This window comes from Epilithonimonas sp. JDS (assembly GCF_021261315.1).
GTDB lineage: Bacteria > Bacteroidota > Bacteroidia > Flavobacteriales > Weeksellaceae > Epilithonimonas.
In genome coordinates this window covers 22,094-40,357 of sequence record NZ_JAJSAX010000005.1, presented here as the reverse complement: position 1 = coordinate 40,357, position 18,264 = coordinate 22,094, and the positions used below count along the sequence as shown (strand labels likewise).

At 36.2% G+C, this 18,264-nt stretch carries 19 protein-coding genes; 9 read left to right on the top strand and 10 right to left on the bottom strand.

Going from position 1 to position 18,264, the window contains the following annotated elements:
- Window positions 1–55: 55 nt before the first annotated feature.
- Window positions 56–547, top strand: a complete 492-nt coding sequence (locus LUD75_RS13950) for a hypothetical protein (protein WP_232706375.1) — start codon at window positions 56–58, stop codon at window positions 545–547.
- Window positions 547–1,659 (top strand): FAD-dependent monooxygenase, encoded by a 1,113-nt coding sequence (locus LUD75_RS13945; RefSeq protein WP_232706374.1) that lies wholly within the window; start codon window positions 547–549, stop codon window positions 1,657–1,659. The genes LUD75_RS13950 and LUD75_RS13945 overlap by 1 nt, the downstream gene beginning before the upstream one ends.
- Before the next feature lie 3 nt (window positions 1,660–1,662).
- Here LUD75_RS13945 and LUD75_RS13940 read toward each other — a convergent pair whose 3' ends face one another.
- The 6 genes from LUD75_RS13940 to LUD75_RS13915 form a co-directional block, all read right to left on the bottom strand.
- Window positions 1,663–2,205 carry a DUF1003 domain-containing protein gene (locus LUD75_RS13940; RefSeq protein ID WP_232706372.1) on the bottom strand — a complete coding sequence of 181 codons (543 nt, stop codon included), beginning with the start codon at window positions 2,203–2,205 and terminating at the stop codon, window positions 1,663–1,665.
- A gap of 10 nt (window positions 2,206–2,215) precedes the next feature.
- Entirely contained in the window at window positions 2,216–2,830 is a 615-nt protein-coding gene (locus tag LUD75_RS13935; protein WP_232706371.1) for a hypothetical protein, read from the bottom strand.
- A gap of 56 nt (window positions 2,831–2,886) precedes the next feature.
- The gene (locus tag LUD75_RS13930; RefSeq protein ID WP_232706370.1) at window positions 2,887–3,789 is read right to left on the bottom strand and encodes a TIGR01777 family oxidoreductase; all 903 of its coding nucleotides are present in this window, start codon (window positions 3,787–3,789) and stop codon (window positions 2,887–2,889) included.
- A gap of 92 nt (window positions 3,790–3,881) precedes the next feature.
- The gene (locus tag LUD75_RS13925) at window positions 3,882–4,706 is read right to left on the bottom strand and encodes a S1-like domain-containing RNA-binding protein (RefSeq protein ID WP_232706369.1); all 825 of its coding nucleotides are present in this window, start codon (window positions 4,704–4,706) and stop codon (window positions 3,882–3,884) included.
- Between the two features lie 145 nt (window positions 4,707–4,851).
- Complete coding sequence (locus LUD75_RS13920) at window positions 4,852–5,676, bottom strand: hypothetical protein (protein WP_232706368.1); 825 nt, start codon at window positions 5,674–5,676, stop codon at window positions 4,852–4,854.
- A gap of 187 nt (window positions 5,677–5,863) precedes the next feature.
- The gene (locus tag LUD75_RS13915; protein ID WP_232706367.1) at window positions 5,864–6,079 is read right to left on the bottom strand and encodes a hypothetical protein; all 216 of its coding nucleotides are present in this window, start codon (window positions 6,077–6,079) and stop codon (window positions 5,864–5,866) included.
- A 283-nt stretch (window positions 6,080–6,362) separates the two neighbouring features.
- Here LUD75_RS13915 and LUD75_RS13910 point away from each other — a divergent pair, with 283 nt between their 5' ends.
- The gene (locus LUD75_RS13910) at window positions 6,363–8,138 is read left to right on the top strand and encodes an AraC family transcriptional regulator (protein WP_232706366.1); all 1,776 of its coding nucleotides are present in this window, start codon (window positions 6,363–6,365) and stop codon (window positions 8,136–8,138) included.
- Here the strand turns inward: LUD75_RS13910 and hisS are convergent.
- On the bottom strand, window positions 8,130–9,479 hold the full coding sequence (gene hisS, locus LUD75_RS13905) for a histidine--tRNA ligase (protein WP_232706365.1): 1,350 nt from the start codon (window positions 9,477–9,479) through the stop codon (window positions 8,130–8,132). The two genes, LUD75_RS13910 and hisS, sit on opposite strands and share 9 nt — an antisense overlap.
- 195 nt (window positions 9,480–9,674) lie before the next feature.
- Between hisS and LUD75_RS13900 the strand changes: the two genes are divergently transcribed.
- Window positions 9,675–10,310: a hemolysin III family protein gene (locus LUD75_RS13900; RefSeq protein WP_232706364.1), complete on the top strand. Its 636-nt coding sequence runs from the start codon at window positions 9,675–9,677 to the stop codon at window positions 10,308–10,310.
- A 64-nt stretch (window positions 10,311–10,374) separates the two neighbouring features.
- Here the strand turns inward: LUD75_RS13900 and LUD75_RS19180 are convergent, their stop codons facing one another.
- Complete coding sequence (locus LUD75_RS19180) at window positions 10,375–11,193, bottom strand: choice-of-anchor J domain-containing protein (protein ID WP_317207325.1); 819 nt, start codon at window positions 11,191–11,193, stop codon at window positions 10,375–10,377.
- A gap of 187 nt (window positions 11,194–11,380) precedes the next feature.
- Here LUD75_RS19180 and pruA point away from each other — a divergent pair, with 187 nt between their 5' ends.
- Window positions 11,381–13,006: an L-glutamate gamma-semialdehyde dehydrogenase gene (gene pruA / locus LUD75_RS13890; RefSeq protein WP_232706362.1), complete on the top strand. Its 1,626-nt coding sequence runs from the start codon at window positions 11,381–11,383 to the stop codon at window positions 13,004–13,006.
- Between the two features lie 84 nt (window positions 13,007–13,090).
- Window positions 13,091–13,696, top strand: a complete 606-nt coding sequence (gene pncA, locus LUD75_RS13885; protein WP_232706361.1) for a bifunctional nicotinamidase/pyrazinamidase — start codon at window positions 13,091–13,093, stop codon at window positions 13,694–13,696.
- A gap of 115 nt (window positions 13,697–13,811) precedes the next feature.
- On the opposite strand, the gene LUD75_RS13880 is transcribed toward pncA, so the two are convergent.
- Window positions 13,812–14,327, bottom strand: coding sequence for a YetF domain-containing protein (locus LUD75_RS13880; RefSeq protein ID WP_232706359.1), 516 nt, complete (start codon window positions 14,325–14,327; stop codon window positions 13,812–13,814).
- 160 nt (window positions 14,328–14,487) lie between these two features.
- Here LUD75_RS13880 and LUD75_RS13875 point away from each other — a divergent pair, with 160 nt between their 5' ends.
- Genes LUD75_RS13875 through LUD75_RS13865 form a run of 3 tightly spaced genes read left to right on the top strand, consistent with a single transcriptional unit; the run spans window position 14,488 to window position 16,609 of the window.
- Window positions 14,488–15,528 (top strand): hypothetical protein, encoded by a 1,041-nt coding sequence (locus LUD75_RS13875; protein ID WP_232706357.1) that lies wholly within the window; start codon window positions 14,488–14,490, stop codon window positions 15,526–15,528.
- 42 nt (window positions 15,529–15,570) lie between these two features.
- A complete protein-coding gene (locus LUD75_RS13870) occupies window positions 15,571–16,011 on the top strand; it encodes a nuclear transport factor 2 family protein (protein ID WP_232706355.1) in 441 nt (146 codons plus the stop codon).
- A 13-nt stretch (window positions 16,012–16,024) separates the two neighbouring features.
- Window positions 16,025–16,609 carry a hypothetical protein gene (locus LUD75_RS13865; protein ID WP_232706354.1) on the top strand — a complete coding sequence of 195 codons (585 nt, stop codon included), beginning with the start codon at window positions 16,025–16,027 and terminating at the stop codon, window positions 16,607–16,609.
- Between the two features lie 39 nt (window positions 16,610–16,648).
- On the opposite strand, the gene LUD75_RS13860 is transcribed toward LUD75_RS13865, so the two are convergent.
- The gene (locus LUD75_RS13860; RefSeq protein WP_232706353.1) at window positions 16,649–17,818 is read right to left on the bottom strand and encodes a proline dehydrogenase family protein; all 1,170 of its coding nucleotides are present in this window, start codon (window positions 17,816–17,818) and stop codon (window positions 16,649–16,651) included.
- Window positions 17,819–18,264 lie beyond the last annotated feature (446 nt).

Genomic DNA, 18,264 nt, shown 5'->3' with positions numbered 1-18,264 from the left:
TCGGAATGAAATTGAAGCAAGACTTTTTGGTCTTGCTTTTTTTGTATTTTTGAAGATGATTGAAATTAAAAAATTCAAATTTGCTTCTAACTTAGAATACGTTCATTTAATTCTAAATGAGCAAGAGATTCCACATTCTATAGATATTGAAAATTTAATTTTATTTTCCGAAGACATACAGAAAGCGAATATATTGCGAATCATCAATAATCTAAACTTAGATGAGAATGAGGTTGACGTAGATGAAAATTTTCAGAAAGATTTTGAAGATTGGCATAACAATAGCCTAAATCCGGGACATTTCACTGGAGGAAAAATACCTTTTTTCTATTGGAATGTTAAGAATTACCCATTCCTGTTGTTTACAATATTGTTCGTTCCTATCATTTCTATCATCATAATATTGTTCGTTCAAGGAGGTGATGACTTAAATTTAAATTTTGATTTTTTTGGTAACCTCATATTTCTATTTTATTTGTTTGTAGTTATTTCAATGCTTGTTCAATGGATAAAATATAAGAAGCGTAAAAAACAAAACGTTAAATAATGAAAATCTCAATCATCGGTGGCGGAATTGGCGGATTGACTTTGGGAAATGTTCTAAAGCAACACAACATCGATTTCAAAATCTATGAAAGCGCGCCGGAAATAAAACCTGTAGGCGCTGGAATAGCAATGGCAGGAAATGCAATGCAGATCTTCGATAAACTCGGTTTGAAAGAAAAGATTGAAAATGCAGGAACCAAAATGCACGCTTTGATAATCACTGATGAAAAGCTGAAAACCATTTCAAAAACCGACGTTCTGAAGCTTGAAAGCAAATACAAGGTTTGCAATATTGCGATTCACCGAGCTGAACTTCAAAGAGTCTTGAGTGAGAATATATCAGAACATATCATCCTTGATAAACGTCTTTCAACAATTGAGAAGAAGGAAAATTACCATTTGATTTTTGAAGACAAAACAGAAATCGAAAGTGAGATTGTCTTTGGAGCTGATGGTGTAAAATCTTTGGTTCGAAATGAAATTCTTAAATCTGGAAAAATTCGGGAAGCGAAACAAAAATGTTGGCGCGGAATCCTGACCACCGAAATCCCAGAAAAATACAGCCACAACGCCTATGAAATGTGGGGAAAAGGAAAACGTTTCGGCTTTGTGAAGATCAAGGAAAATACATTGTATTGGTATGCTTTGGTGAATGAAAAATTCTATTCTGATGATATTGACCTAATGGAAACCTTCACGGAATTTCATCCTGATGTGTTGCAAATGATCTCTAAAACTTCGAAAGAAAACATCATTCTGAATGACATCATCGACCTAAAACCAATGGAAAAATGGTCTGCAGAAAATCTTTGTTTGATTGGAGACGCAGCACACGCCACAACACCTAATATGGGACAAGGTGGTTGCCAAGCAGTCGAGGATGCGTACATCATCGGAAAACTTCTAGAAACTGAAAAAGACTGGAACAAAATCTTTCATCAATTCGAAAAGATCAGAAGATCAAAAGTGAATCACATTGTAGAAACCAGTTGGACGCTTGGGAAAGTGGCGCAGTGGGAGAATTTCACAAGACTTCGGAATTTTGTTTTTAGAAATATGCCGGAAAGTGTGAATCAGAGGCAGATGGAGAAAATTGTGAAATTGGAATTATAAAAATTACTCTTTTTTCTTCAGACTTTCAATCAAACCTTCCAGTTCTTTGATCTTGTCTTTGAGGTTTTTGATATCATTTTTGTTATTGGAAACTTTGCTCTTCAACATTACCGTTCTGGCGCGTTCGCTGTGGTCTTCTTCGTCGTCATCCTCGTTGATTTCCTCTACATCTTCCTGGATCTCGTCAATGTCTTCCTGAATCTCCTCTACATCTTCCTGGATTTCCTCGATGTCTTCTTGGATTTCATCAATATCTTCCTGGATTTCATTTACATCTTCCTTCAGATCCTCGATATGTTCTGTACTTTTGTTGACAGACATTTGAATGAAAATCGCTAAATAAATAGCCTCCAAAGATACAACTGTTGTGAGAACCAACAACATATGTTCGAACTCAACGATTTTAAAAATAGGTAATGCAAAACACACGATAAAGAAAATCGTATGGAAAACTAATGACTGGATAGATCCTACCCACCAGATGATTCCATTGGCGATCTTCTCTAAAATAGTCAGTCTTTCCTGAGTTTCTTCTGTGATTTTCATTGCTGATTTTTTAAACTGTTTGATTGTCTTTCAGAATTTTTCTAGAAAATATAATGATTAGAATAAAATTAATAAAGATTAAATAATAACCAATTTTGATTTGATCCAATTCTTCTAAAGCTTCGCAAAAGTAAAGTAAAATTGTAGAACTACTTAATAAAATCAAATTAATTGACGATAAAATTTGTACTGTTTTTATTTTGTTTAAGAATGATGAAATCCACATTATTATGGTTGATATCAAAACTAAAAAATAGCCTGATAAATAATAAAACGACGATTCAAAAAAAGAACTCTTATGCAATTTGTCCGTAAACAATGTCTTCACCAAAAGTGTATAAAAATTAAATGTAAATTCCCTTTTAGCATTATTAATTCTTACTATTCTATTCTCTTTTTCTTGTTGTAAAAATTTTGTTTCTTTTTGTTTTGATGGAGCCTTGAAGGTTCTAATTGTATCATTTCCTTCGATAACCTTATTTGCAGAATCTACAATTAAAACTGCGGTTACTTCTTCTGAATGTAAATTTTCAATCGATTTCTCCGAGCAAGTCCTCAAAAACGGAAGAAAAAAAAGTAGAAAACTTAAGGATACTAAACTTCTTAAAGTAATTATGTATTTCATTGATTCAATTAGTTTAATTTCAAAATTACTAATTTTAAAATCAAACTGAAATCAAATTAATTGATTACATCACTCAAAGCTTTTTCAAGATTGTTATACTGGAATTTGAAACCAGCATTTTCAATCTTTTTTGATGAAATTCTACTTCCTTCCAAAGCCAAAACTGACATTTCGCCTAAAACTGTTTTGATGATAAATTTTGGGATATTTGGCAGCCAGATTTTCTTATCAAGATGAGAAGCTATTTTTTTTGTCAGTTCTCTGTTGTTTACAAAATCTGGTGCAACTGCGTTGTAAGCGCCATTCATAGAGACATCTTCCACCGCTTTGAAATAAATATTAAGCAAATCATCGATATGAATCCATGGAAAATATTGATCGCCGCTTCCTAAAACTGCTCCGAAATTCATTTCGATTGGTTTTTTGAGAACTTCCAAAGCGCCGCCTGTTTCGGAAAGAACTGTAGAAGTTCTGATGCAGACTACTCTGCTTCCTAACTTTCCAAACTGATGCGCTTTCTGCTCCCAATCTTTACAGACTTTGCCAAGAAAATCTTCTGCCGGCGGATCAGTTTCAGAAAAAATCTGTTGAGACGTTGTCTGTCCGTAGATTCCGACCGCAGATGAGGAAATAAATGCTTCCGGATGGATTCCCCGTTTCTGCATTTCTTCGTAAATGAACTGTGCAGAATTGATGCGGCTGCTATAGATCTCTTTTTTATAAGATTCTGTCCAACGCTTGTTGATGGATGCGCCTGCAAGATGGATGAAGATGTAGGTGCCGTTCAAAGCACCTTCTTCCAGGAAGCCGTTTTCGTAATCCCAGATGTAAGATTTGAAGTCAGAATTTTCCGGTTTGGAACGGACGAGAATCTCGACCTGATAACCTCTTTCGTGTAATTTTCGTGAGAGTTTTCTCCCTACAAGTCCTGTTGCGCCGCTTATTAGAATCTTTTTCATTGAGGAATTTCCTTTCTCAAATCAAAAACGAGTCCAAGTAAAACCGAAATTGTATTAAGTTCCTGAAAACTGATAATTGACATTAACTAAGATTAAACCAGTTTGATTCTGTCTTCTGTGATTTCAATTATCTTGTCTTTATAAAGACTGCCGATGGCTTTTTTGAAATTCTTCTTGCTCATCTGCAATTCGTCTTTGATCTCTTCCGGAGAAGATTTGTCGGAAAGGTAAAGCAGACCGTAATTATCATTAAGCTTGTCGATTATTTTTTGTTTGAATTCGTCTACATTTTCGAAACCCTGCGGCTGAAGAGTGACATCAATTTTACCGTCTTCACGGATCGTTTTGATATAACCTGTTTCTTCGGAAAGCGGATATAGTTTTTTGAAAACATCTGTGGCGTAGATAAGTCCGATATATTCTTTATTAATGACAACATTCCATCCCAATTCGGATTCGTTCATCATAATAAGATCCACTTTGTCGCCATTTCTTAGTGGCAGATCTTCGTATTGAGGATTACGTTTGAATTTGGTAGTTCCCGTCGTCAAGCCGGTAAAGTCATCTGTATAAACATAGACGATATAGCGCTTTCCTTCTAGGATTTTAGATTTCTGCTGTTTGTACGGAATGAAAAGATCCTTGATAATTCCCCAATCCATAAAAGCGCCGGTTGGCAAACTCTGCACACAAGTCATTACAGCAAACTGTCCGACTTCTGCATTGGCTTTCTCTGTAGTTGCTTTTAAACTTCCGTCGTCCTGATAAACAAAAACTTCTACTTCACTTCCAATTTCCCAGGATTCGTCCGCAAAAATTTTCTGTATGAATGCTTTTTCACCATCTTCGTCATTGAGGATAAAGCCAGATGAGATTTTTTCAGCGATTTTTAAAGTTTGCGTTTGACCGGGTTTCATAAATTGAATTTGGTGCAAAAATAGAGAAACTTTTCTTTAATCCAGCTTGTTGCGGAAAATTCCGTCGCCGAAAAACATTCTTAATACCGACAAAATGATGGCAGCTAATTTTACGACTATTAAATTATTTAATTTGTTCATTGATTTATCTGATTTTATAAACTGCAATGTCTGCAGAAATATCTCCAAGAAGATTGAGGTTGACACCTCCCGTGATAACTCCGAAATTTAGTTTTTCGCCCGCTTTCAAATTATAAATATGATTGACACTAGCCTGCGAAAGTGATACACTTAATGTTCCTCCCAACAAAGACAAACCGCCAAATAATGAATAATCCAAAAGAGAAACAGTGTTTGAAGTGGAAGTTTTGGCAATCACACCAGCCGGTCTGTTATTAGAAAGCAGCTGAGCTGAAAGGCCTTGTCCAAATCTTATTGAATAATTGATAGAATACAATCCAGTCTCTGGAACGACATATTGGTTGCCTGTAATAAATTCTGAACCCATCTCTTTTGTGATAGCAGAGTTTAAAACAATTGTCCGGAATTCTGAACCAAACAGATCAATTCCTAAAGAAAGCAGCGTGATTCCAGAAGTTCCTTTTGCTGCAAAAGCACTTGGATCACTGAACATCTTACGCCAAACCCCTTTGGAATTATCAGAATGTGTGTAATTCGCATCATAGATATAATATCCTGAGCTTGTGACATTTTCCGTTTTGAGACTTGTTGTCGTCACAGGATTTGTGATATGAACGAAAGCGCCATTCTGTGCCGGTCCGTAAACATTGTCTTTCAACCTTAGAGAGTCTGCTGTCATCCTTGGTGGGATAATACCGTCCGGAACAGCAGAGGATTCTGATTTACGCACTTCAAAGGTAGAGCGAGGCGTGCTGGTGTTTATTCCTACCTGGGCATTAACATCAAGAGACATTAAGCCAAAAATAAAAAGATACATTAAGTTTTTCATAGCTTTAGTTTTTATGGTTTGCAAATAATGGTTTGTAGAACTAATAATCTCAATTCCAGATGCCACTTTAAGCTGCATTCAACTAAATCCCCAGTTGTATTTCTTTTTATTTTTACACTACCCCAATCTAATTAAAGATTGAGGCTAATGTAAAGTGCAGAGAATGAATGTATTTTTTTTCTGTCAATTACCAACTTGTTCCGTCTTTTACTGGTGGATCTGGATCTACTGGTCTGGCGTTAACTTTTACAGTATCGGTTTTTACAGAGTCTGAATTTTTAGCAAATGTGCTGCTCTCCTTTTGAGTATTGCTGTTGAAATCTGCAGTTTCATCGTCTTGTCTGCAAGATGTAAAACTTAATGATACAACTGCCACCGCTACGATAGTAAATAGTTTTTTCATGAGATTGATTGTTATATTTTTTTGTTAAATTTTTAAGATTAAAATTTTATTTCACAGCTCGAAAGTATAAGCAAAAAACGAGTTTTGAAAATTATTGTGGTCATTATTGGGAAATTGTTACGTCCTAATTCACGAATTGCTACATTTTGATTAATTTGATTATCAGTTATTTATCTTTATTTTTCAATGTTTGATGGTCATAATCTTTTTCTATTAAATAATTCTCATTCATAATTAAGATTTGCGTACTTTTGGCAAACAAATGGTAAGGAATAATATTACAATGACGCGTTTTTTATTTTTCATATTTGTACTCTCTATAAGTTTTGTTTTTTCTAAAGACAAAGCACCAAAAGACTATGAATTTTTACGAAAGAAATATGAAAATTATTCAGAAAACGACACCAGGGCATTCTCCTATCTCAATGGATATATAGCAAAAGCGAAAAAAGAAAACAAAGATTCTGAACTTTTTCAGGGTTATCGGGATGCAGTTTACTTTTCAAAGTCCATCAGTCAAAAATTAAAATATGCAGACAGCTGCATCGATGCGGCTTACAAAACCGCCAGTGATGATAAAATCTCCACAGCTTACGTCCTGAAAGGTAGTATTTTCTATGCAAAACTGAAAAAGTACAAACCTGCTTTAGACGAATATTTGATGGCCTATAAATATTCCAAAAATACAGGCGACCTTTATCTAAAGTATAAGATTTCCTATCACTTGGGTGTGGTGAAAAATTATTTGGGCTATCACGAGGAAGCTTTGGAACTTTTCAAAGAATGCGTCAAATATTTCGAAGCGGGCGCAAACGATCCCAGCCTGCATAAAAATCAAATTTTCAATGATCAAAAGGGATATCTCAACAGTTTGCATCAGATGATTGTCTGCTACAGAGGTCTAAAAGATTTTCGGGCACTGGATTCCCTCACCAATATTGGACTGCTGAAAACCTTCAACAACGAAAATTTTTTACAGGAACGCAGTTATTTTCTTAAGTCTAAAGGAATCTCAGAATTTAACAACAGCAAGTATCAAGCGGCCATTACTAATTTTGAAGAATCTCTAGGCATAATGAAAGATGATTTTGCCTGGGCTTCCGTCGATTATTTTTACATTGGAAAAAGTTATCTTGCGCTGAATAAGAAGGATTTGGCAATTTCTAATTTTAAGAAAATTGATTCTATCTTCACCAAACACGAATTCATCCTTCCTGAACTGAGGGAAAATTATGAACTTCTGATCAATCATTACAAAGCTAACAAAGATGCCCAAAATCAACTTTTTTACACGACTCAACTGTTGAAAGCAGACAGTATTATTTCCAGAGATTTCGCATCATTATCCCTGAAAATCCATAGGGAATATGACACAAACACTTTGATGGAAGAAAAAGGAAGATTGCAGACAGCAAATACTTGGGGCGGATTTCTGCTGCTTGGTCTGGCAATAGTAGCGGGCATTCTTGTATATGTATTATTCAAAAGACATAAAAAAGAAAAAAGTACCCTTGATAAATATCTTTCTTTGCAGGAAAGGATGAGAACCCACAGCTATGTTGGTTTAGAAAGTTCAATTTCCGCCGTCAATCCAGCTCCCGAAGTTTGCGATGATAAAAAAACACACATTACAGAAGTTATAAAAGAAGATATATTGCGTAAACTCAAAAGATTTGAGGATAAAAAACAATTTACCCAAAAAGGACTCACCATTCAAAAACTGGCAATACAGCTGGAAACCAATACCAACTATCTCTCACACGTCATCAATGAGCAGAAAGGTATGAATTTCAACAAATATCTTGGAGACCTTAGAATCAGATATATAACCCGTATGCTTTTCGAAAAGAATATTTATCTTAATTACACAATTGACAGCCTGGCAAAAGAATGTGGAATCGCATCCAGACAGAATTTTTCCGATCTCTTTTTTGAAATTAACGGCATCAGACCCACAGATTTTATCAGAAATAGAAAAAAAGAAATCGACAATGTCGACTTCTCTTCTATTGGAAATATTCGAGGCCTATTTTCAGAGAATAATGTAAAATCAATTTAGAAACGCGTCAATTTTCATAGTCTGCTGCTCTCCTGAAACCAGATTCTTAACTGTAATAGTTTCGTCTTTGATCTCCTGTTCGCCAAGGAAAACCAGATTTTCGATGCCTTTTTTCTCAGCATAAGTGAATTGCTTTTTTAGCTTTGAAGCTTCCGGATACAGCTCTGCAGAAATATTTTTCGCTCTCAATTTTGAGATTAATTTTAAAGCCTCGATGGATTCGGACTCTCCATAGTTCGCAAAAAGATATTTTACTTTTACGTCAGAATCTTCCGGGAAAATTCCCAGTTCTTCCATTACGAGATAAATTCTGTCCAGACCAAACGAAATTCCAATTCCAGGAACGTCTTTCACTCCAAAAACTTCTGTCAGATTATCATAACGCCCGCCGCCGCCGATGGAGCCCATTGCGACATCCTTCGCTTTCACTTCGAAAATTGCACCTGTGTAATAATCCAAACCTCTGGCTAGAGTGATGTCAAAAACAAGATCCTGAGAATTAATTCCAAGCTCTAAAGCATTTTTGATGACAAATTCTAATTCTTCAACGCCTTTCAATCCGGTTTCGTTGCCTTCAAATTTTTCTTTTAAGTTCGAGAGATTTTCTAGCGCATCATTAGTTTGATTAAAAAGAAAATCCAGTTTAGAAATCGCTTCTTCAGAAATTCCTTTCTCCAGCATTTCTTTTGTCACGCCGTCTTTTCCTATTTTGTCCAATTTATCAAGCGCAACGGTAAAATCAATCAATTGATCTGCAATGCCGGCGTATTCTGCAATTCCGGAAAGAATTTTTCTATTATTAATATGAACCGAAACTGCTAAATTCAAATTATCGAAAGATTTGAAATACAGTTGAAGCAACTCCACTTCCTGCCAGAGACTCGTACTTCCCACGATATCTGCATCGCATTGGTAAAACTCTCTAAATCTACCTTTCTGAGGACGATCTGCGCGCCAAACCGGCTGAATTTGATAACGTTTGTAAGGAAAAGCCAATTGTCCTTGATTCATTGCTACGAAACGCGCAAATGGAACTGTAAGATCGTAGCGAAGGGCTTTTTCGGAGATTTGAGAAATCAATTTTTGAGAATTTTTGTTTCCCCAATCTTCATCATTTGTTTTTGAAGCGTAGTCTCCGGAATTTAGAATTTTAAAAATCAATCGGTCGCCTTCTTCACCATATTTTCCTGTTAGTGTAGACAGGTTTTCAAAACTTGGCGTTTCCAAAGGCTGAAATCCAAACAGTTCGAAATTGTTCTGTAAAACATTGATGATGTATTTCCTTCTGGAAACTTCTTTGGCGGTGAAATCTCTGGTTCCTTTTGCTAAACTCGGCTTCATTATAATTGATAAATGATGATTGATAAATGATAATCGACTGCAAAAATAAGGATTATAAGCGAAAAAAGGATTTTTAAAATCGGATCTTATATCATTATCAAATTTTGGTCATTCAACCATTAAACTTTTGTTAAAAATTAAAACAGTCAGAGTGGCAAAAACTTTAATAATTAACTTTACCTAAAAATTAGGGAAATGCCGAAGAAGAACCGCAAAAAAGAAGAATTTTATAATGTCATCACGCACGGTTTGGGCGTAGTTTTGTCATTTGTGGCTTTGGCTGTGATGATTTATTATTCAGTTATCAGCGAAAATTCTATTGCGATTGCCTGCTCTTTGGTTTTCGGGATCAGTCTGATTCTGCTCTACTCCGCTTCTACTGTTTATCACGCGGTTTATAGATTAAAATGGAAAAAGATCTGCCAGAAAATAGATCATCTCAGCATCTACGTTTTGATTGCTGGAACTTACACACCGGTTGCTCTGTTAGGTTTGAAAGGCGTTTGGGGCTGGAGTATGTTTGGTCTGATCTGGGGAATGGCTTTGATTGGATTTATCTTCAAATTTTCTCCGCTTAGAAACAATGAGAAGATTTCACTTTCGCTTTACGCTTTGATGGGTTGGGCATCTATAATTGCAATTAAACCAATGATCGAAAATCTTTCTACAGGTGCGTTGTCACTCATTATTCTTGGCGGACTGTGTTATACTTTTGGAATCTATTTTTATGCTAAAGACAAGAAGCCATTTTACCATCCCATCTGGCATTTGTTTGTTTTAGGCGGAAGTATTCTTCACTTTTGTGCTATCTTCTTTTTTATTCTGCCTTAGATTCTAATCATAAAAAAAACCTTTCAAATGAATGAAAGGTTTCTTGTTTAATATTTAAGAATTATTATTCTTTAATGAATTTCTGAACGTTAACTTCGGCACCAAATTTAAGTTTAACCAAATAAGTTCCTTTTGGTAATGATCTTACATCTAGAGATGTTCCGTCATATTTAACCGGAATATTTTTACCGGTTACATCAAACACTTCTGCTGAAATGACTTTATCAGAAGAGTTTATTTTCAAATAATCGGAAGTTGGATTTGGGTACACTGACAATTTTGTTTTAGAAACATCAGAAACAGCCATTACAGGTCTGGTTACTGAAAAGGTATCTACACCGATATTATCCGAAAAATCTCCAGTAGTACCACCACCTGTAACATAATATCTGAATGCAATTCTTGAAGCAACCTCACCAGTCAATCCAGTTACTGTATAATCATATTTGGTATAAGAAAACGGATAACCAGTGGATGTCAGTGCGGAATTAATTGTAAGAGCCAACGTAGTAAAAGAACCTACGCTAGTTGCACCTGTCGTTCCTGTACCGGTAGGTAAAACCGTAGTTGCTGCTGTACTTAGTCTTAATTCCATCCTGTCAGGATAAGTTCCATCTCCCCCACTCATTGAATAAAATGAGATAATGTCTCCATTCTTAATGGTTACAGCTGGTGTAATCAGCCAATTGCTAATTGTTCCCGTTCCTGTAGCACTACTGTAATTACAAAAAGCATAAGAGGTATCACCTCCTGCTTGTGACCCAATGTGGTCAGCTGGACCTTGTCTCCAAACTCCGGTTGTTGTGCTTCCCAATGGTGTACTCTTGTTTAGAGCTGTCCAAGTTGTCAATCCTGCAAAATTATCAAAACCTTCGGCAAGAATTGTTGTCTGTGCATTTGCAAACCCAAATGCTAAAGCTGCAATAAAAAATAATTTTTTAGTGATAATTGATAAATTTTTGTTGTTATTATTTTCAAATATATAACATAATATTTAAAAATGCAAATTATTATCAATTTATCTGTTATTATTTTTGGTTGTAAATTTGTGAAAATTAAAAATTAAATTTATGTCTAAAGCCATTTCTCAAGTTCCTTTTGCACAAAACGAACCCGTAAACTCTTATGTACCAGGTTCTGACGAGGTAAAAAGCCTTATTTCTACCTACAAAAAAATGTGGAAGGAAAAAACCGAAATCCCAATGGTAATCGGTGGAAAAGATATCAAAACAGACAAAAAAATACAATTGAGCTCGCCTCAGGATCATCAGCACGATTTCGGATTCTATTACGAAGGCGATATGTCTCACGTAGATCAGGCGATTGAATCTGCACTGGCAGCAAAAACCAAATGGAACGCCTTAGGTTGGGAGCACAGAGCAGCCATCTTCTTGAAAGCCGCCGATCTTCTAGCCGGACCTTACAGAGATGTGATCAACGCGGCAACGATGATCGGGCAATCCAAAAACGTTCATCAGGCAGAGATCGACGCAGCTTGTGAATTCATAGATTTTTTGCGTTTCAATGTGGAGTTTATGACAGATCTTTATTCCGAGCAGCCAGTTTCTGATGCTGGAATCTGGAATCGCGTAGAGTACAGACCGTTGGAAGGTTTCTGTTTTGCGGTGACGCCTTTCAACTTTACAGCGATCTCCGGAAACTTGCCAGCTTGTATGGCGATGATGGGAAATGTGGTTGTTTGGAAACCTTCTGACAAACAAATTTACTCTGCAAAAGTCATTATGGATGTATTGAAAGAAGCCGGACTTCCTGATGGCGTTATCAATATGATCTTCACAGACGGAAAAGAAACGGCTGAAAAAGTTTTGGCTCATAAAGAATTTGCCGGATTACATTTTACAGGTTCTACAAAAGTATTCCAGGGAATGTGGAAAATGATTGGCGACAATATCCACAACTATAAATCTTACCCAAGAATTGTTGGAGAAACTGGCGGAAAAGATTTCGTAATGGTTCATCCGTCTGCAAATATCGAGGCGGTTGCAACTGGTTTGGTAAGAGGCGCTTTCGAATATCAAGGCCAGAAATGTTCCGCAGCCTCTAGAGCTTATGTTCCAAAATCCCTTTGGAATGAAGTAAAAGCAGTGATGGAAGCTCAAATGAAAACCATCAAAATCGGTTCACCAGAAGATCCTTCAAACTTTGTGAATGCCGTCATCGACAAAAATTCTTTTGAAAAATGCAAAGGCTACATCGACAGAGCTGAGTTGGCAAGTGATGCAACTGTTGTAATCGGTGGAAAATATGATGATAAAAAAGGCTGGTTTGTTCACCCAACTGTGATTGAAACCATCAATCCTTATTACGAAAGTATTGTTGAGGAAATCTTCGGACCAATTCTTACCGTTTTTGTTTACGAAGACGAAAATTGGGAAGATACTCTAAAACTGGTTGACACTTCTACGCAATATTCTTTGACAGGTTCCATTTTCGCACAAGACAGATATGCTATCGACGAGGCTTACAAGGCTTTGGAAAACGCTTCCGGAAACTTCTACATCAACGACAAACCTACGGGTGCGGTGGTTGGTCAACAGCCTTTCGGTGGTTCTAGAGCATCTGGAACCAATGACAAAGCAGGTTCCAAAATGAATTTGACGCGTTGGGTTTCTGTAAGAAGCATCAAGGAAACTTTTGTTTCTCCAAAAGATTACAAATATCCTTATTTAGGATAGAAGATGGAAGATGGGTGATGGATGATTTTCAAATCGAAAAAAACTTCCATCATCCATCATCTGACTTCCAACAAAATTTAACAAATGAAAAAAGCACTTATTATAGTTGATGTTCAGAATGATTTCTGTGAAGGAGGAGCGTTGGCAGTTCCAGATGCGGACAGCATCATTACCTACATCAATATGTTGACCACGGAAAACGAATACGACGAAATAATCCTGACTCAGGATTGGCATCCCGCGGATCACAAAAGTTTCGCTTCCAACAATGGAAAAAATGTTGGCGAGACGATCACACTTGGCGGCGTTTCACAATTTATGTGGCCAGATCATTGTGTTCAGGGAACTTTCGGGGCAGAATTCCATCCGGATTTGAATCGTGAAAAAATAACGCACATCATCCAAAAAGGAAAAAATGTTGAGATTGACAGCTACAGCGGTTTCCAGGACAACAATCATTTTATGAAAACCGGATTGGAAGATTATCTGAAATACCACGATATTCAATTGGTGGAGATTGTTGGTCTGGCTTTGGACTACTGTGTTAAATTTACCGCGATTGACGCGTTCAATGCGGGATTTATCACTTGTCTTCATTTCAATGGAACGAAAGCTGTGAATGTGAAACCGGATAGTGCGAAGAATACGATTTATGATCTTGTGGAAAAAGGAATTACGATCTTAGCTTAAAAATACTCCTATAAAATCTTCGACTCCGCTCAGACTGACAATGTTAAAATTTGTCACACTGAGCGGAGTCGAAGTCTTTTTATGACTTTAATTCAATCACGAATTCTTCAAATCATTATGGATTTAATTTCCTCTTAATCCTGGTTTTATGCCTGGAATAATGCGTCTGATGACTGTCTTTATCAATCGACATTACACTGATATTTCCATCAACTTCCAGAATTGCAAGTTTTACATCAGATATATTTTCCATTCCGTGTTCGTGAACCGATTCCAGGATTTCGTCCTCCGAAATCTGTACTTTTTTCAGATTATATGAAACCAATTTACCATCTTTAACTAAAATGTAAGGCTGATCTTCTATCAATTCTTTGACAAACTTACTTTTGAAGATAAACCTCTTCACAATAAAATTCGCAACGAACAAAACCAAAGCTGCCACAATCCCGCCAATCAAAGTATTATTTGGACCAACCATCGCATTTTGAACCGCATTACTGATCAGTAATAGCAAAATCACATCGCCTGCATTGAGCTGTGACAATTGATTTTTTCCGAAAACCCGTACGGCAATGACCATAAAAAAGTAAACGGCAAGCGAGCGGATAACGATATCAAGAATTGGATTCAAAGTCTGAAAATTAAGAGATTAAAGATAGACAGTTTTGCTTACGATCAAAAATATATTTGAAAATTAATTGGTCTGCGAAAGGGATTTTTCATTAATTTAGAAATCAATAACGAAAATTTGTAATGATTTATAAATTTAGTTAGTGATAAAAACTGAATACATGAAAAAAATGATCCTTCTATTGCTTCTGTTCCCGCTGCTGGCTTTCGCAAATATGGCAAAACCCTGGATAGACGGCTCGGAACATTCTGTACTGTTCGGAGCAGAAAATGCTTCTGTAACGAATGAAACCATTGACATCCATTTGAAATATGAACCTGTAGACCATTATTATTTTGCGACCTACAAGATCAGGTATCTTATCAATTCACAACAAAAACAGACACTTCCTTTACTCTTCATAGCGATCAATCTGTTGGATAAAAAAGCCATCACGGTCAATAGCCGGTCAGTTGCATTTCGACCTTTAGATTTTGAAAAAGAAAATTATTCATTCATCAAAAAGACTGTTGTCGGAACATTTGTGAAGTTTGATGTGGCCAATGAAATACCTGTGAATCCGAATGATCTGATCTATTTCTCTGCCGATCTGGAAAAAGGCGACAACATTATCGAGGTTGAATATGATGCACTAATGAGGTTCAATACTTACGGATTTGTTACAAACTACAAACTGGAATATTCAATCGCGCCATCCAAATTTTGGAAATCCTTTGGACCAATTGAAGTGAGCGTCACCTTTGATGACAAATTAGAGTTCAAAAAGTCAAATCTGGGCAAGGAAAAGGGAGGCAAAAATACTTTGAAATGGACCATCACACCACAAAACAGGGAGGATCTCAAGATTGAAGTCAGCGAGAAAACCTCATTTATTTCAAAAGTTCTACTGGCGCTTGGTCCCTTCGGAATTTCTGTCATTGCATTAGTAGGCATGTTTTTTTTCCATTTGAAATTGATGAAAAAACACCAAAAAAAATATGTGATGATTCTAGGGATCATTTTGGTTCCAATACTTTATTACGTCATTTATTTTCTCTCTTTTGACTTGATTAACTTTAGTTTGGGAAAAAAGCACACCAAACATGGCTATGTAATTCTTTACGCATTTACCTTTCCGTTTTTACTACTGATATACGGACTTTTGGTATGGTTTATCAACAAACGAAGAAAGGCAAAATCAGAAAACTTAAGCAAAACCTAACTGAACTTCATTATCTTTGAAGTAGAAATTAATATTATAATTATGATCAAGAAATTATTAGTAGCATTAAGCTTCATCACAGTATCAATGATGTTTGCGCAGAAAAACAACGACCAACAAAGCGTTGCGAGCGCTTCAGAAAAATTGAGACTAGCAATGATAAGTGGCGACAAAACCGTTTTAGAATCTCTAATTCTCCCTGAACTTACTTACGGACATTCTAATGGTCACATTGATGATGCGAAAGAATTTGTAGAAAAATTGGTCAGCAAACAATCCAATTTCCTGAATATAGAAAACACGAATCAATCCATCCAGATTGTTGATAAAACAGCGATTGTACGCAATCATCTTTATGGAAAAACGGCAGACCTTGGAAAAGAACCAGGCGAAGTGAATCTGGATATTTTATACGTTTGGTCAAAGACTAAAAATGGTTGGAAACTTTTGGCGAGACAGGCTGTGAAGGCGGAGAAGAAATAATAAAATCATTAATATGAAAAAAATAATCATACTTTTTATCATTTCCATATCATTTCTAACTGTTTATGGACAGAAGTATAATTATCCTGGACAGTTAGAAATTAGAGGTTATAGAATTGGACAAAAAGTTGATACTACTAATTTTAAAAAGTATGGTAATCTTTATTTTCCGAATTACCTAGACGGATGGACAGTGAATAATGTAAATAAACTTCCTAAAAAATATGCCAAATTACCCATTTCGATATGGCAACTAAAAAGTGACTCCAGTGTTGCTTTGACCTTATTGGATAATGTTATTATGAATATCACTATCTCATACATTAAAAAAGAAGAAAAGGAAAAATTATCAAAGATGCTTACGGAAAAATTTGGAGCAGATGGACAACAAAAAGCCTATGAACAAAGCCATCCTTTACAATCTTGGATTACTTATTGGGATTTAACAACCTGGGAAACAAAAGATGTAATATTCCAAATTGGAAATAGTGATATGAGAATGCCAAACGACCCAGTTCCAAAAGACATTCGATGGAACCTAGTGTATACTGATTTTATTATAGAAAATAAAATTATTAATGCATACAGGGAAAGATGATTTTTATAAGACAAAAAATCCGCCTCACAGCGGATTTTTCTATTTCGATTTTCTTCTTTTCAATTCTTTATCAATCAGTCCCAATTCCCGACCGGTTTGTCCGGCAACAGAAGTGTTTTCCTGCGCTCGTCTCGTAAGATACGGAACAACGTCTTTCACAGGGCCGTAAGGTAGATATTTGGCAACATTGTAATGTTTGTCCGCCAAGTAATATGTAATGTTGTCACTCATACCGTAAAGCTGTCCAAAATAGATGTGCGGATTGTTGTGCTCCAGATTGTTGGCCTGCATTTTATCCATAACTAATTCGGAGGATTTCTCGTTGTGTGTTCCGAAGAAGGCTGAAACTTTATCGAGATTGGCCATCACAAAATCAATTCCTGCGTTGTAATTATCGTCGGAAGCTTGTTTGGTTGGTTGGATTGGATCCAGGTAATTTTGTTCCTCGGCGCGTTTTCTTTCCTTCTCCATATAAGCGCCACGAACAATCTTATAACCAATGAAATAGCCTTTTCCTTTCGCTCTTTCAAGATGTGCGTTCATATATTCCAAACGGCCGGTTCTGTACATTTGAATGGTGTTCCAAACGATGGGTTTTTCCTGATTGTATTTTTCCATCATTTCCTCACAAAGTTGGTCGGCCGCGTCTTGCATCCAGGATTCTTCGGCGTCAACCATTACTTTTTTGTTGTTCTCGAAACAGAGTTTGCAGACTTCGTCGAAACGGGTCACTACTCTACTCCATTCTTCTTTTTGGCTGGTCGTGAGTTCTTTGCCTTTCCCAACTTCTTCATAAATATCAATTCTTCCAAAAGCCGTCGGTTTGAAGACGATAAATGGAATCGCCGGATTACCAACAGAAAATCTGATGATATCTTTTATTTCCTTGCAAACCGCATCAAAAACTTCCTCTTCTTCTTTTCCTTCAATGGAGTAATCGAAAATGCTTCCAACGCCACGTTTGAACATCTGTTTTACGACAGACATACTTTCCTCGCGGGTCTCGCCACCACAAAATTGCTCGAACAAAGTTTGCTTCACGATGCCGTCCACAAACGGGAAATTATTCTTAACTGTAAAATTAAGCAGTGAAACGCCAATATTCGTCAATGCAGGCTGTTCGATTGCCTTGAACATCCAATACGCTTTTCTCAGCTGAGCATCCGTTTTATCCGCAAATGCGAGCTTTGTATCATTGAAAATACTCATATCCAGAATTTGTCCCAAAAGTAAATATTATTTCGATTTCAAAATGAATTTTTCGCCGAAATTTTATCATTAATTTAAAATTAATTGACAAGAAAATCAATATCTCAACATAATCATAAATCCATCAAACGAACGATAATTTTTGAGACTAATTTTTATTAATTATTAAAAAGAAAACCCTTTCGAAGTCAAACTTGAAAGGGTTAATTTTATTTGAAAAGGCTTCGACTCCGCTCAGCCTGACAATTTTATAAATGTTACAATTAATCGATGTCATCCTGAACGGAGTCGAAGGACTTTTATATTTTACTCATCTTTATATCTTGTACAGAACGTTGATTTACGTTGAATCTGCAGCCCGACTTGAGCGGAAATCCTTTTTTGCGTAGACTAAAGTTCTATTTAGAATGAAATCGTCTGCAAAAAAGATTGGGAGCGGAAGGCGG

Excerpts from the sequence above, each read along its gene's own strand:
- LUD75_RS13945 (WP_232706374.1), top strand. The coding sequence starts at position 547 with ATGAAAATCTCAATCATCGGTGGCGGAATTGGCGGATTGACTTTGGGA.
- pncA (WP_232706361.1), top strand. The coding sequence starts at position 13,091 with ATGAAAAAAGCACTTATTATAGTTGATGTTCAGAATGATTTCTGTGAA.
- LUD75_RS13925 (WP_232706369.1), bottom strand. The coding sequence starts at position 4,706 with ATGAAACCCGGTCAAACGCAAACTTTAAAAATCGCTGAAAAAATCTCA.
- LUD75_RS13875 (WP_232706357.1), top strand. The coding sequence starts at position 14,488 with ATGAAAAAAATGATCCTTCTATTGCTTCTGTTCCCGCTGCTGGCTTTC.
- LUD75_RS13860 (WP_232706353.1), bottom strand. The coding sequence starts at position 17,818 with ATGAGTATTTTCAATGATACAAAGCTCGCATTTGCGGATAAAACGGAT.
- LUD75_RS13865 (WP_232706354.1), top strand. The coding sequence starts at position 16,025 with ATGAAAAAAATAATCATACTTTTTATCATTTCCATATCATTTCTAACT.
- LUD75_RS13950 (WP_232706375.1), top strand. The coding sequence starts at position 56 with ATGATTGAAATTAAAAAATTCAAATTTGCTTCTAACTTAGAATACGTT.
- LUD75_RS13935 (WP_232706371.1), bottom strand. The coding sequence starts at position 2,830 with ATGAAATACATAATTACTTTAAGAAGTTTAGTATCCTTAAGTTTTCTA.
- LUD75_RS13915 (WP_232706367.1), bottom strand. The coding sequence starts at position 6,079 with ATGAAAAAACTATTTACTATCGTAGCGGTGGCAGTTGTATCATTAAGT.
- LUD75_RS13940 (WP_232706372.1), bottom strand. The coding sequence starts at position 2,205 with ATGAAAATCACAGAAGAAACTCAGGAAAGACTGACTATTTTAGAGAAG.
- LUD75_RS13930 (WP_232706370.1), bottom strand. The coding sequence starts at position 3,789 with ATGAAAAAGATTCTAATAAGCGGCGCAACAGGACTTGTAGGGAGAAAA.
- LUD75_RS13920 (WP_232706368.1), bottom strand. The coding sequence starts at position 5,676 with ATGAAAAACTTAATGTATCTTTTTATTTTTGGCTTAATGTCTCTTGAT.
- LUD75_RS13910 (WP_232706366.1), top strand. The coding sequence starts at position 6,363 with ATGACGCGTTTTTTATTTTTCATATTTGTACTCTCTATAAGTTTTGTT.
- pruA (WP_232706362.1), top strand. The coding sequence starts at position 11,381 with ATGTCTAAAGCCATTTCTCAAGTTCCTTTTGCACAAAACGAACCCGTA.
- LUD75_RS13900 (WP_232706364.1), top strand. The coding sequence starts at position 9,675 with ATGCCGAAGAAGAACCGCAAAAAAGAAGAATTTTATAATGTCATCACG.
- LUD75_RS13870 (WP_232706355.1), top strand. The coding sequence starts at position 15,571 with ATGATCAAGAAATTATTAGTAGCATTAAGCTTCATCACAGTATCAATG.
- hisS (WP_232706365.1), bottom strand. The coding sequence starts at position 9,479 with ATGAAGCCGAGTTTAGCAAAAGGAACCAGAGATTTCACCGCCAAAGAA.